The organism is cyanobacterium endosymbiont of Epithemia clementina EcSB (assembly GCF_029919255.1).
In the GTDB taxonomy this organism is placed as follows: domain Bacteria; phylum Cyanobacteriota; class Cyanobacteriia; order Cyanobacteriales; family Microcystaceae; genus Rippkaea.
The window spans coordinates 580,638-595,653 of record NZ_CP123991.1; the positions used below are offsets into that span (position 1 = coordinate 580,638).

The 15,016-nt window shown below is 38.5% G+C and carries 6 protein-coding genes and 1 tRNA gene; 6 read left to right on the plus strand and 1 reads right to left on the minus strand.

The features are described from left to right. The first annotated feature begins 1,004 nt into the window (after positions 1 to 1,004). The 6 genes from ispG to P3F56_RS01860 all read left to right on the plus strand — a co-directional run bounded on the left by ispG (position 1,005) and on the right by P3F56_RS01860 (position 12,260). On the plus strand, positions 1,005 to 2,225 hold the full coding sequence (gene ispG / locus P3F56_RS01835; protein WP_281153067.1) for a (E)-4-hydroxy-3-methylbut-2-enyl-diphosphate synthase: 1,221 nt from the start codon (positions 1,005 to 1,007) through the stop codon (positions 2,223 to 2,225). A 399-nt stretch (positions 2,226 to 2,624) separates the two neighbouring features. Next, positions 2,625 to 2,918 (plus strand): 30S ribosomal protein S20, encoded by a 294-nt coding sequence (gene rpsT, locus P3F56_RS01840; protein WP_281153069.1) that lies wholly within the window; start codon positions 2,625 to 2,627, stop codon positions 2,916 to 2,918. 167 nt (positions 2,919 to 3,085) lie between these two features. Next, entirely contained in the window at positions 3,086 to 3,874 is a 789-nt protein-coding gene (locus tag P3F56_RS01845; RefSeq protein ID WP_281153071.1) for a TatD family hydrolase, read from the plus strand. A gap of 39 nt (positions 3,875 to 3,913) precedes the next feature. Further along, positions 3,914 to 7,225, plus strand: coding sequence for a DNA-directed RNA polymerase subunit beta (rpoB, locus tag P3F56_RS01850; RefSeq protein ID WP_281153072.1), 3,312 nt, complete (start codon positions 3,914 to 3,916; stop codon positions 7,223 to 7,225). 83 nt (positions 7,226 to 7,308) lie between these two features. Further along, positions 7,309 to 11,280: a DNA-directed RNA polymerase subunit beta' gene (locus P3F56_RS01855; protein ID WP_281153074.1), complete on the plus strand. Its 3,972-nt coding sequence runs from the start codon at positions 7,309 to 7,311 to the stop codon at positions 11,278 to 11,280. 284 nt (positions 11,281 to 11,564) lie between these two features. After that, the gene (locus P3F56_RS01860; protein WP_281153076.1) at positions 11,565 to 12,260 is read left to right on the plus strand and encodes a response regulator transcription factor; all 696 of its coding nucleotides are present in this window, start codon (positions 11,565 to 11,567) and stop codon (positions 12,258 to 12,260) included. 554 nt (positions 12,261 to 12,814) lie between these two features. Here P3F56_RS01860 and P3F56_RS01865 read toward each other — a convergent pair. Beyond that, positions 12,815 to 12,887 (minus strand) — tRNA-Phe (locus tag P3F56_RS01865). Positions 12,888 to 15,016: the final 2,129 nt, after the last annotated feature.

A 15,016-nucleotide genomic window follows, 5' to 3' on the forward strand; every position in this document is an offset into this window, starting at 1 on the left:
TATAGAACAAATACACTGTTAGTTAAATCCTGTATTGAAGTGTTAATTATTTAGAAAATGGTCAACATAGATTAGCAAAAAAAGTATTTTTTTTATTAATTCGACTTTGTTTAGTAAAATTCTTAAAAAGATTTAGGGTTAATTATTTGGAGATTCGAGGTGTTTTTCAGGGAACGTAATTACTGGGAATGTGAACTGATAACAACAGCAACTACGTCAATTAACTAATTTAAATTGAAAATTCATAATCCCCTTATTGCTTTGGTACTTAGTGAGTTTACGATGATTTGGACTAAACAAGATGTACACTAACAACTAAAGTGACTTAAAAGAGTAGCTAAAGAAATTTATCAAATATAAAAAACTTAACTTTAAAAATATGGCATATTCCGAAAGTTTGTGTTGGAAGTCAATAACCGTTACTCTCTATTTTACCTCTGAACAATAGTAAGTGAAGGCAAAAACTAACTACTTTAATAAACTTAAATCTGAAGACATACTTGGGATTTTATTAAAACTCTGCCATTCTAACTCAGAGTAAAATTACTCCCAAGTAAAATGTTAACAAGCACATTGTTTCGTATCTCTATATTTCAATAATCATAGTTAAAATTATATCGTTTTATTCTTTTACTAGTAACTAATATGAATAATATTTGATTTATATTGTCTGAGCCAGATCATCCTCAAATTTATTGACTTTTATTTGATGTAATTCTTTTTCTATTATTAGATTTAGTTCTGGAGTATAGGTTTGTGCCTATTTATCCAAAATCTTTATATTTTTTATTTTTTAAACATAGGATATAACTCAACTTCTATCCTCACTTTTTCTGGATTTCCAGCTTTCTTAAGGATTTTAAATATTTTTTTAAAAGTTTTTTTTACTGTTATCTCTTTTTTAAGATCTTAAAAAAGAGATAACAGTAAAAAATGTAAAATATGTCCTTAATCTATTAAAATGAGTTTGTAAAATAGTCCCTAGTAACTCATCTAGACAGACCATGCAAACTCTGGAAACCTCCCAGCTTCTAACATCTTCTACTCCTAAATTTGATACTACCATTCATCGTCGCAAAACCTGTCCCGTCCCAGTAGGAGATATCATCATTGGGGGAGGTTATCCTGTGGTGGTGCAATCAATGATTAATGAGGATACCCTAGATATTGAGGGATCAGTCGCCGCTATTCAGCGTTTACATAAAATTGGCTGTGAAATTGTCCGAGTCACTGTTCCTAGTATGACCCACGCCAAAGCCTTAGCAGATATTAATAAGAAACTTACTCAAGTCTATCAACGGGTTCCCCTAGTGGCCGATGTACACCACAATGGCATGAAAATTGCTCTAGAAGTCGCTAAGCACGTGGATAAAGTTCGTGTTAACCCTGGATTATATGTCTTTGAAAAACCCAATCCCACTCGTGGTGAATACACCCAAGCTGAATTTGATGAAATTGGCGAAAAAATTGCTAACACATTGAAGCCATTAGTTATTTCCTTGAAGAATCAGGGGAAGGCTATGCGAGTTGGAGTTAATCACGGTTCCTTAGCTGAGAGAATGTTATTTACCTATGGGGACACTCCCGAAGGGATGGTAGAATCGGCTCTAGAATTCGTCCGTATTTGTGAATCTCTAGATTTTCATAGAATAGTCGTCTCACTCAAATCATCCCGTGTTCCTGTGATGTTAGCCGCCTATCGCTTGATGGTTAAACGGATGGATGACCTAGGAATGGACTATCCTCTACATTTGGGAGTCACAGAAGCGGGAGATAGTGAATATGGACGAATTAAATCTACTGCAGGAATTGGAACTCTCTTAGCTGAAGGAATTGGAGATACTATTCGCGTTTCCTTGACTGAAGCCCCTGAGAAAGAAATTCCAGTTTGTTATAACATCCTCCAAGCCTTGGGACTACGTAAGACCATGGTAGAGTACATTGCTTGTCCTTCGTGTGGCCGAACTCTATTCAATTTGGAAGAAGTCCTTCACAAAGTACGAGAAGCTACCAAACATTTGACAGGGTTAGACATTGCGGTAATGGGTTGTATTGTCAATGGGCCAGGAGAAATGGCTGATGCAGACTATGGTTATGTGGGGAAACAAGCCGGATATATCTCCCTATATAGGGGGCGGGAAGAGATCAAGAAAGTTCCTGAAGACCGAGGCGTTCAAGAATTAATTGAGTTAATAAAAACTGATGGCCGTTGGGTTGACCCTTAAGCCAAACATGAGAACTTGACCAGGAGTAGGAAATTATTGCCAGAAAAAATTGGACATAGAACTTCGGGGTTAGTCTGTAGGGGGGTTGTTAAGTTCCCAAGAGAGTTAAGTCTCAGATGGACAATGCTTTGAGGTAGACCTAAATCGTAAGATTTTAGGAGTCGCGCTAAGTTCGTTAACGCTGTCAGAGTGTGGTGAATATCTCAAGACTTCGAACTGCACTACTGAACAAGGACGTGGGTCAATCTCTCAATCTAAGGGCTTTGGTATAAGACGATAGGAAATTAAAATCTATCAGAGTTTTTGCCTTGTAATTTTCATGGAATAAATGTTATTATGTTTGTCCGTGTTAAAAGTTAGCATTGTTAGACATTAAGCAATCTGTTGTAGGAAACGACCGTGGCCAACTCGAAGTCTGCACTTAAGCGTATTGATATTACCGAACGCAACCGACTACGCAACAAAGCGTACCGCTCGGCACTGAGAACTTTGATGAAAAAACATTTTCAAGCTGTAGAAGAATACGCGGCAAATCCGACCCCTGATAACAAAACAGTTGCTGATGAGTCTTTATCGGCAGCCTACAGCAAAATAGACAAAGCCGTCAAACGGAGAGTTTTACATAAAAACAATGGAGCCAGGAAAAAAGCTCGTTTGGCTAAAGCTCACAAGAAAGTTGCTACAGTTTCTTGAATAGATAAGTTTTTGAGTTAAATAAAGCATATAAAGAATAGGACAAGAGGGTTAAGACAAATTAGAACTTGTACTTCCTTGATAAACCGAAAATAACCGTAAACAGGTCAGTATTAATTCCTCTAGTCTAGGAGACTTAGCTGAGCACTCGGCTTAAGATTAACCAGATGCAACTTATTGATACCCATGTCCACATTAACTTCGACGTTTTTGAGCAAGACCTCGATTTACTCCAAGCCCGTTGGCAGGAGGCCGGAGTGGTTTACCTGGTCCATTCGTGTGTTGAACCTAAGGAGTTTAAGGGAATACAAGCTCTAGCGGATCGTTTTCAAAGTCAACTGTCCTTTTCCGTGGGGTTACACCCGCTAGATGCTCACAAATGGACAGTGACAACTTATGAAGAAATTCTTGCAGCAGCCCAGTCAGACCCGAGAGTGGTAGCCATTGGAGAAATGGGGCTAGACTTTTATAAAGCCGATAATAAAGACTTGCAAAGGCAAGTATTAGAGGCTCAACTGGATATTGCTTATCAACTTGATAAGCCAGTCATTATCCACTGTCGGAATGCCGCGGCTAACCTCCGAGAAATATTGAAGTTATTTTGTACTAAGCAAGGCCCAGTACGAGGGGTGATCCACTGTTGGAATGGAACTCCCGAAGAAACCCAATGGTTTTTAGATCTAGGATTCTACATCAGTTTCAGTGGCATTGTTACCTTTAAAAAAGCTACTCAAATTAAGGAAAGTGCGTTGGTTGTGCCAAGTGATCGCCTTCTCATCGAAACTGACTGTCCCTTCCTTGCCCCCGTCCCCAAACGGGGTGAACGTAATGAACCATCCTACGTTCGTTATGTTGCCGAATTTCTAGCCAGATGGCGGGGGGTGTCTTTAGAAAGTCTGGCTCAAAAAACTACCCAAAATGCCTGCCAACTATTCCAATTATCGATAGCTCACTAAGTGTTGATAATAAACAATTAACTCGGTGATAAATGCGCAATGACTAATCTAATCTATAACTATGATTTACTCCCAGACTTGATCGAAATTCAACGATCAAGTTTTATGTGGTTTTTGGACGAGGGGTTAATCGAAGAGCTCAACAGCTTCTCTCCCATCACAGACTATACTGGGAAGTTAGAATTACATTTTTTGGGAGAAAACTATAAACTTAAACAACCAAAATATGATGTTGATGAAGCAAAACGACGTGATAGCACTTATTCAGTACAGATGTATGTACCAACCCGTTTAATTAATAAAGAAACTGGGGAAATTAAAGAGCAAGAAGTATTTATTGGTGATTTACCCTTAATGACCGAACGGGGAACCTTCATTATAAATGGAGCAGAACGGGTGATCGTTAACCAGATTGTACGGTCTCCAGGGGTTTATTACAAAGCAGAAACTGATAAGAATGGACGACGCACCTATTCAGCTTCTTTAATCCCTAACCGAGGAGCTTGGCTAAAGTTTGAAACTGATAAAAATGGATTGGTGTGGGTTCGGATTGATAAAACACGTAAATTGTCAGCTCAAGTATTACTTAAAGCCATCGGTCTAAGCGACTCAGAAATTTTAGATTCTCTACGCCACCCTGATTTTTATCAGCAAACTCTAGATAAAGAAGGGAACCCTAGCGAAGAAGAAGCTTTGCTCGAATTGTATCGCAAATTACGTCCAGGAGAACCTCCAACCGTCAGTGGGGGACAGCAACTACTCGATTCACGTTTTTTTGACAGTAAACGGTATGATTTAGGACGTGTAGGACGTTATAAGCTCAATAAAAAACTACGTCTCAATACGGCTGACACCATTCGGGTCTTGAGATCAGAGGATATTTTGTCCGCGATCGATTACTTAATTAATTTAGAATTTGATATTGGTAGTACTGATGATATCGATCATCTAGGGAACCGTCGGGTACGCTCCGTGGGAGAACTGCTTCAAAATCAGGTGAGAGTTGGATTAAATCGTCTAGAAAGGATTATTCGAGAACGGATGACCGTCAGTGAGTCAGATAGCCTCACTCCTGCTTCTTTAGTCAATCCTAAACCCTTGGTAGCTGCTATTAAAGAATTTTTTGGCTCTTCCCAACTGTCTCAATTTATGGATCAAACCAATCCCCTAGCGGAATTGACCCATAAACGCCGAATCTCTGCCCTAGGTCCTGGAGGATTGACCCGGGAACGAGCAGGCTTTGCAGTAAGAGATATTCATCCATCCCACCACGGGAGAATCTGTCCTGTAGAGACTCCTGAAGGACCTAATGCTGGGCTGATTGGCTCTTTAGCTACCTATGCTAGAGTTAACTCCTATGGATTTATTGAAACTCCCTATTATAAAGTTGAAAATAGCCGGGTGCGGCGAGATTTAAACCCAGTATACTTAACCGCTGATGAAGAAGACGATCTACGAGTTTGTCCTGGAGATGCGGCCACTGATGAAGAGGGCAATATCTTAGGCGATACAGTCCCCATTCGTTACCGTCAAGAATTTTCTACCACCAATCCAGCTCAGGTGGATTATATTGCCGTCTCTCCAGTACAGATTGTCTCAGTAGCGACTTCCATGATTCCTTTCCTTGAACATGATGACGCCAACAGGGCTCTAATGGGGTCAAATATGCAACGCCAAGCGGTTCCTCTGCTACGTCCAGAACGACCTTTAGTGGGGACTGGATTAGAAGCTCAAGCAGCGCGAGATTCAGGAATGGTAATCGTCAGCCGCACCGATGGGATTGTAACCTATGTGGATGCTTCAGAAATTCGAGTCAGAGTCACAGGACCGGAAAACCACGATAAATTAGGCGATGAGATCGTCTATCTTCTGCAAAAATATCAACGGTCTAATCAGGATACGTGTTTAAATCAACGTCCGTTAGTTTATGTTAATGAGGATGTTGTTCCCGGCCAAGTGTTAGCTGATGGCTCAGCGACAGAAGGAGGAGAATTAGCCCTCGGACAAAACATCCTCGTCGCTTATATGCCCTGGGAAGGCTATAACTACGAAGATGCAATCCTGATCAGTGAACGACTGGTATACGACGATGTTTACACCAGTATTCACGTTGAAAAGTACGAGATTGAAGCCCGACAGACCAAGTTAGGTCCAGAAGAGATTACCCGAGAAATTCCCAACGTTGGGGAAGATGCGCTAAGAAATCTTGATGAACAAGGAATCATCCGGGTTGGGGCTTGGACAGACGCTGGAGACATTTTGGTGGGGAAAGTGACCCCCAAAGGAGAATCAGACCAACCACCAGAAGAAAAGCTTCTGCGGGCAATTTTTGGAGAAAAAGCTAGGGATGTACGGGATAATTCCCTACGTGTTCCTAACGGAGAGAAAGGTCGCGTAGTTGATGTACGGGTATTTACCCGTGAACAGGGAGATGAATTGCCACCCGGAGCCAATATGGTTGTCAGGGTTTACGTCGCTCAAAAGCGAAAAATCCAAGTAGGGGATAAAATGGCAGGTCGTCACGGGAATAAAGGGATTATCTCCCGAATTATGCCTATTGAAGATATGCCTTATCTTCCAGATGGTCGTCCCGTTGATATTGTGCTTAATCCTCTGGGAGTTCCCTCAAGGATGAATGTTGGTCAAGTTTTTGAATGCCTACTAGGTTGGGCAGGAGAAAATTTAGGAGTACGGTCTAAGATTACTCCCTTTGACGAAATGTATGGAGCTGAAGCGTCACGAAATACAGTTCATGGTTTGTTGAAAAAGGCCTCACAAAAACATAAGCGAAGTTGGATTTATCAACCAGAAAATCCCGGAAAAATACAGGTGTTTGATGGGCGCACAGGAGAACCCTTTGATCGTCCAGTCACTGTTGGTCAAGCCTATATGTTAAAACTGGTCCATCTAGTGGATGACAAAATTCATGCTCGCTCGACTGGTCCTTATTCCTTAGTGACCCAACAACCCCTCGGTGGGAAAGCCCAACAAGGGGGACAACGGTTTGGAGAAATGGAGGTGTGGGCTTTAGAAGCCTATGGTGCGGCTTATACCCTTCAGGAATTATTAACCGTTAAGTCTGACGATATGCAAGGACGAAATGAGGCTCTCAATGCGATAGTCAAAGGGAAGCCTATTCCTGAACCAGGAACCCCTGAGTCTTTCAAAGTGTTGATGCGCGAATTGCAATCTTTGGGCTTGGATATTGCCGTTCATAAGGTGGAAACTTCAGCTGATGGGACTAGCCGAGACGTGGAAGTTGACTTGATGGTGGATACCCAACGTCGGGCACCAAATCGTCCTACCTATGAATCGTTAACTACCGAAGACCTTGAAGAGGAAGAAGCCTAAACGGTGAATAGTAAGTAAAAATTGACCAACAGGGCAATCTAAAACTTAACTATCAACTATCAACTATTAACACATCAAAAAATATGACATTCTATAATCACATCGTTGATAAAGGTCGTTTAAAAAAGTTAATTGCTTGGGCTTACCGGAATTATGGGTCTGCGCGAAGCTCTCAAATGGCTGATAATTTAAAAGATTTAGGATTTCGCTATGCGACTAAGGCTGGAGTGTCGATTAGTATTGATGACTTAACAATTCCCCCCACCAAACGGGGATTACTCGATAGTGCTGAACAATCAATACGTATCACCCAAGATCGCTATGCTAAAGGGGAAATTACTGAGGTTGAACGCTTTACCAAGGTAATTGATACTTGGAATAGTACCTCAGAAGAACTAAAAAACGAAGTAATTCGGAACTTTCAAGAAACGGATTCCCTCAATTCAGTATATATGATGGCATTTTCTGGCGCACGAGGAAATATGAGCCAAGTGCGTCAATTAGTAGGAATGCGGGGCTTAATGGCCGATCCTCAAGGAGAAATTATTGACTTACCTATTAAAACTAACTTCCGAGAAGGGTTGACCGTAACAGAATACGTTATCTCTTCCTATGGAGCACGTAAAGGCTTAGTAGATACCGCACTACGAACAGCCGACTCAGGCTATTTAACTCGTCGTTTAGTGGATGTTTCCCAAGATGTGATTGTAAGGGAAGTAGACTGCGGAACTAAGCGGGGACTGAAAGTAGTTGCCATGAAAGATGGTGATCGTGTCAAAATTCCCCTAGTAGACCGTTTATTAGGACGGGTATTGGCCGAAGATATTGTCGTAGATGGGCAAGTGTTAGTCCGGCGCAATCAAAGTATTGATCCAGAGCTTGCCTCCTTGATCAGTGAACATGTCGAAGAAGTCATGGTGCGATCACCTTTGACCTGTGAGGCAGCTCGCTCGGTCTGTCAACAGTGCTATGGTTGGAGTCTAGCTGTTGGTCGTCTCGTGGATTTAGGAGAAGCAGTAGGCATTATTGCTGCCCAATCCATCGGAGAACCGGGAACGCAACTAACCATGCGTACTTTCCACACTGGAGGAGTTTTTACTGGAGAAGTAGCCAGGGTAATCAAAGCCCCTGACAACGGAACCGTAACTTGGGGAAAAGGATTGAGCACTCGTAAAGTACGGACTCGTCATGGGGATGAAGCCTTTCAAGTGGAAATTGCAGGGGATATCATTTGGACTCCAAACGGCTCAGGGAAAAAAGTAGCTAACTCCGTTACCCCAGGCTCCTTTATCTTTGTGGCTGATGGAACGAAAGTCAGCCCAGACCAGCTATTAGCTGAGGTGACTAATGCACGGGTACAAAAGTCAACTGAACGGGCAACCAAAGATGTAACCACTGATTTAGCAGGAGAAGTGCTTTTTGCCCAGTTAATGCCAGAAGAAAAAACAGATCGCCAGGGGAATAGTACCCGTATTGCTCAACGGGGGGGGTTACTGTGGGTGCTATCAGGGCAAGTCTATAACTTGCCGCCAGCGGCAGAACCCGTTGTCGCTAACGGAGATAAAGTCAAACCGGGGACAATTTTAGCAGAAACGAAATTGGTCTCAGCCAGTGGAGGTGTGGTGCGTACCGCCACCGGTAGTCGTGAAATTGAGATTATTACAGCCTCAGTTCTGTTAGATCAAGCTAAAGTTAAAATGGAAGGTACCGGAGGTCGAGAACAATATGTTATTCATACAGCTGATGGACAGCAGTTTTTATTGTTGGCAGCTCCTCAAACCAAAGTACAAAATCATGCCATCATCGCCGAATTAATTGATGATCGCTATCAGACTAACACTGGCGGAATTTTGCGTTATGGTGGCATTGAAGTATCCAAAGGAAGTCGTAAGACAGGATATGAGGTAACTAAAGGGGGCAGTTTATTATGGATCCCTGAAGAAACTCATGAAGTTAATAAAGATATTTCATTACTGTTATCCGAAGATGGGCAGTTTGTTGAAGCAGGAACTGAAGTTGTCAAAGATATTTTCTGTTCCTGCAGTGGAGTGGTCGAAGTAGTTCAAAAAAATGACATTCTTCGAGAAATTATTATTAAACCGGGAGACTTTTACTTTGATGTTGACCCAGACAAAGTTGGCATTGAAAACGGCGCATTAATTCCTCCAGGAACTCAAGTATTACCTGATGTTATTACTGAAAGTCTGTGTCAAGGAGAATGGATTGAAAGTCCCGATGGATTAGGCTTGCTGCTGCGTCCAGTTGAAGAATATCTTGTTTCAGACGAACCACTAGCTCCTTCTCAAGGATCCATTAATGATGATCAGGGGCGGACTATTGAGTTACTTCCTTGTCAAAAAATATTTTTTAAAGACGGGGAACGGGTTAAGTCAGTCGATGGCACCCAGTTGTTAAGTACCCAACTAGTTTTGGAAATTGATCAGAAAGAATCAGAGCATGGAACAAATCTCGTAGCTGACATTGAACTAAAAACTGATAAGGACGCTGACTGTCAACGATTACAGTTAGTTATTTTGGAGTCTTTGGTGTTACGTCGAGATCTTGATAGTGATCCTCACGGGGGCAAAATCCAAACTAATATACTGGTATCCAATGGAGAGCATATTCCGCCTGGAGCAGTAGTGGCTAAGACAGAAATTCAATGTACTTCTGTCGGTGAGGTACGAGGAATCAAGCAAGGAATTGAAGCAATTCGCCGAATCTTAGTAGTACGTGATGACGACCTAGAAACTATTACTGTTGACGAAAAACCAATCGTTAAGCCGGAAGACTTGATGGTGGCTGATGCTGAGTTAGCCGCTGGTGTCACAGTACAATCATCGGGGCGGGTAGTAGCTGTTTCTCAAACTAAAGATAGTTCTGGGTTTGAGGTTGTTTTACGTAGGGCTCGGCCTTATAGAGTCTCTCCTGGAGCTATTTTGCATATTGACGATGGAGACTTAGTGCAACGGGGAGATAATCTAGTCCTATTGGTGTTTGAACGTTCTAAAACTGGGGATATTATTCAAGGGCTGCCTCGAATCGAGGAATTGTTAGAAGCGCGTAAGCCGAAAGAGAGTTGTATACTAGCTCGGAAACCAGGGATTACTCAAGTTGAATATTCAGATGATGATGAAATGGTGGATGTGAAGATTGTTGAAGATGATGGAACGGTGAGTGAATACCCAATTCTTCCCCCCCAGAATGTAATGGTGTCCGATGGAACCCGTGTGGAAGTCGGTGATCAGTTAACCGATGGACCGGCTAATCCCCATGAAATACTAGAAGTATTTTTCAATTATTATGTAGATTTACTGGGGGTTTATGAAGCGGCTCTTAAAGGACTACGAGCTGCCCAAAAATTCTTGGTAAATCAAGTACAAATGGTTTATCAGTCCCAGGGGATTGATATTTCTGATAAGCATATTGAAGTCATTGTTCGCCAGATGACCGCTAAGGTGCGGGTAGATGATGGAGGAGATACCACTATGTTACCGGGGGAATTGGTTGAGCTGCGCCAAATTGAACAGGTCAATGAAGCAATGGCTATTACAGGAGGTGCACCCGCCCGATATACCCCAATTCTATTGGGAATTACCAAAGCTTCGTTAAATACAGACTCATTTATTAGTGCGGCTTCTTTCCAAGAGACAACGAGAGTCTTGACTGAGGCAGCGATTGAGGGTAAATCTGACTGGTTACGAGGTCTTAAAGAAAATGTGATTATTGGTCGTTTAATTCCAGCTGGAACAGGTTTTCATACCCATGAGGACATCTCTATGGGGGATCTAGATATTGACTCAGAACGGCTATCCCGTTCGACTTCATATAACAATAGTGAATCGGAAAAATCTTGCCCATGGGAGTCTTTGGCTTCCTCCTCAGACTCTAACTCGTCAGGACATTTATTAAAGTCTAATTTAGATGAAGTAGACGAACATATGGTTCTTGATGATAATATTGCCCGTGCTTACACTAGATCTGATATTCCTTGGGAACTTGATTCTGATATTTCTGATGCTCCTTGGGGACTTGATTCTAATACTACAGAATAAGATGACTTAAATTAATGTGAGTTCAACTTAGAGATTTTATTAAACCCCAAACTAGGTCTTCAGTAAAACTGAAGACCTAGTTTGGGGAAATTTATTTTTATAAAAACAAAGTGGGATAATTACCGGCTTTTCAAGCAATAACTGACGTTAAGATGATGTAAATTTAAGTAAATCGTTAATATAACCTCAGTTCGATGTTAGAAGTTAGGTTAAAATATAGGAGGATGAAGATAAGGCCTCATTAACTTAAATATTTAATCGTTGTTAAATAAGCGAGAGAACTTATGTCAAATCCTGAAAAGATATTGTTAGTCGATGATGAACCTGGAATCCGTGAATCCACACAAGCTTACTTAGAATATAGTGGAGATTTTGAAGTTAAAGTTGCTAGTAATGCTAATCAAGCCTGGGAACTTATTGAGAAGGATGTCCCTGATTTGATCATTTCTGATATTATGATGCCACAAGTGGATGGCTATCAATTTTTACAAAAACTTCGAGAAGATACCAGGTATCAAGCCCTTCCCGTTGTTTTTTTAACCGCTAGGGGAATGACTCCAGATCGCATTCGCGGATATCAGTCCGGTTGTGATGCTTATTTATCTAAACCATTTGATCCTGAAGAATTGGAAGCTATTATTAAAAGTCTGCTTGAACGCCGACAAGTCAGTATTCAGTCAAGTAGTGAGACAACAAAACTAGAAGAAATTGCCCAAGAGATTCGAGAACTTAAAGCACAAATTATTCAACAGCCTCATTTAGTAACTACTCCTCCTCCTCTTAAAATTGAATTAACACCACGAGAACAAAGTGTTTTAGAGCTGGTAGCAGAAGGGCTAATGAATAAAGAGATTGCCGTGCGTTTGAATACCAGTGTAAGGAATGTAGAAAAATATGTTAGTCGTTTGTTTGGTAAAACAGGAACTAACAGTCGAACAGAATTAGTTCGTTTTGCTCTCAAACACGGTCTAACCAATTGAAATACAATCATTAATTAATAGGCAAGGACACTCTGGTCTAATTAATTTTGTGCTGTTCTTTTATAAGAGTTTAAGTGAGTTTCATTGGCCGTTTAACTACTCAATTTGACTATTAAAACTGATTTTAATATGCTGAAAACATACTTTTGCTAGAATTACTTTTTTTAAAAATTTAAGTCTGAAATTTAGAATCAATTTTCTAAATATCGTTTTTTAGAACGTTTTATATCTTCTATTTAGGCAGAATTCTGTTAGTATATTTGATTTAGTTGTTCTGTTTTTAACAGATGTGCTTGTTCGTGTGTCTAAAAATCTAAATTAGTTTTATAGCTGGTCGACTTTATCATTTCTCCTATAATTACAACATGAGTCCAACAAAAAGTTGTGAAAAAAAAGGGAAACGGCATCTATAAGGTGACTTTCTTACGTGTTTAGAAATAGATGAATCTTATGACTATGGCAATCACTTCTCATTGGTAAGGATATCGGATATTCAACGAACTTCATATATTAGAGGTTATTCTCTACCGCTCAGTTAATGTAAGAGGGAAAAATGCCAGGAGGCGGATTTGAACCGCCGACACGAGGATTTTCAGTCCACTGCTCTACCAACTGAGCTATCCCGGCAACTAACTTTTTTAATCCTTTACAAGCCTAGCAAAAACTTGAGACAATTGCAAGAGAGAAAATAAAATTTTCTGCAGTTTACCTTTAAAGGCTATCTTGTCCTAATTAAGTTTTACGTTCTACGTGCTTGGAGAGGTCTATAATGTATAAGTTATACGTTAACAAATTATGTCAAATATATTTTGACTCAAACAGATAAAATGGCAGTCACTATATTACGATTTAATCAAAATTATTCAATAACTACTAAATATTTCAAGAAATAAGAAGACTTAATTTTAATGTAAATGCTCTAAAACACATTGATTAACTCTTTAGCTTTTATTAATTTTGACTTTAAAAAAGTTCATAATACACTAAAAAAGCAAGTTAAGATTACCTCATATTTTTTATATATAAATTTATTTATTTATTTATTTATTTTACATAACTGCTTTTGGTTCCATTAGTGAAATTCAACGCCCCAATAAGTTGTTCTGAACTAAAGAAATATATTTTTACTAGCTCTAATAGACAAAGGTAAAAGCAGTTTATTGTATAGACATAAAAATTGCTTCGGAAAGGTTTGAAGCTAAAAAACAAGATACTTTTATCAGAGTACGAGACTTAAAGATAAAAAAGGATAGCTCTTGAATAAGAAATATTGATCAAAAATCATACTTTTAAAATTCAAAATCTAAAAAAACTAGATCTAGAAATCGAAGTAGATATATGCATTGTTAATAATGACAGAATATAATCGTAGTCAATCAGAATAAAAGTTTGACGTCTAATTATGGAAGACGAGTCTACAACAAAAATATAAAAATTTATTATAAAATTAATAGAGAATATTTGCTAACTTGTCCTCCAAAATTAGAGTTGCCAAAGAGATTATGGACGTTAGTAGATAAGTTTTAAGTTGATAAAATTCAAAAAAATTATGAAATAAAAAATATATTGCTATAATGTAGCAATATTCTCAGGTTTATTAAAAAATAAATCAATTACTATTACATTAGTATTTATATTTTTTTGTAAAAATATAATAATTTGGTTGAGTATCAAACAGTAAACAATTTAGAAAAATTTTTATTTTTAAAAATAAAAATAGATAATTCACTAATCTGTATCGTTATCTTGAAAAAGAGAAGAATATGATAATTAATTTTAATGACTGGTACAATAATTACTTCCGAACTTATCTCTTTTTTTACTAAATATAAGCGCCAATCTATTCTATAAACTGTAAGTTCTTTCTCTTTCTAAAAAGACTATTTTTAGAAAGAGAAAGAAAGATCTACAATAACTGTTTAAAATAAGTATAAGAGAAAATACCAAGCCTAGTATCTTCTGTAGTTTAGACAAAGGTTTGACAAGGAGAAATAACTAAGAAATAAAGTTAATTAAAACTATTATTTTTTTAGTTTCTTTAGCTTTTTCAGAGGTAAATTAGATATTTAGAGCTAACAAATTAACTTTTACTTTTAGATAATTTGTATCTGGTACCACCTATACAGATTTTTTTGTAGAAAAGCAAAATTTATTAAAATAATTAATTTATTAGTTATAATCTAACCTATTTTTAGGGAACTTAATGACTGGCTGTTATTAACAATTTTTTTTAAAAAAAAGAAAAAAATAACTGCCTATAGCTTAACTAATTACTAGATAAATATTGTATTTTAGTTCCAATTTATACTAAATAAATTAGAATAATGATATTAATAAAGCATCATCTCTAAAAGCGGTTAAAAAGATTCTAATACAAGAAGCTGGACTTGACAGAAAGGTAATAAGTATCCATAGGCAAAAGTATTCTGCACTAAATACTGTGATAGGATTTTTTCTAAGTATTAGATGGTATAAAATATACTGTCCTTTCTTCATAGTCTATGGTCCATTTAGGTTCTAATTATAAAAAACTATTAAGTCTTAGTGTAGTCTTCGTTAAGAAATAATTAATCATTGCTTATAATAAATGATTAGGCGAACAACTTGCCGTAACTTTTTAGTCAGAAAAATTTTATTATTCTTAACATTAATTTTATAAATTCCATAATAGCATTTTGACTTCAGAAGAATAAAATTTTAAAAAGCTTAGTTAAAAGTTGTTCTGCAAAAAATATTAAATATTTATTAATTAAATT

What these genes read in the sequence shown, in the direction of transcription:
- rpoB (WP_281153072.1), top strand. Translation starts at nt 3,914, where the DNA reads ATGACTAATCTAATCTATAACTATGATTTACTCCCAGACTTGATCGAA.
- ispG (WP_281153067.1), top strand. Translation starts at nt 1,005, where the DNA reads ATGCAAACTCTGGAAACCTCCCAGCTTCTAACATCTTCTACTCCTAAA.
- P3F56_RS01860 (WP_281153076.1), top strand. Translation starts at nt 11,565, where the DNA reads ATGTCAAATCCTGAAAAGATATTGTTAGTCGATGATGAACCTGGAATC.
- P3F56_RS01845 (WP_281153071.1), top strand. Translation starts at nt 3,086, where the DNA reads ATGCAACTTATTGATACCCATGTCCACATTAACTTCGACGTTTTTGAG.
- P3F56_RS01855 (WP_281153074.1), top strand. Translation starts at nt 7,309, where the DNA reads ATGACATTCTATAATCACATCGTTGATAAAGGTCGTTTAAAAAAGTTA.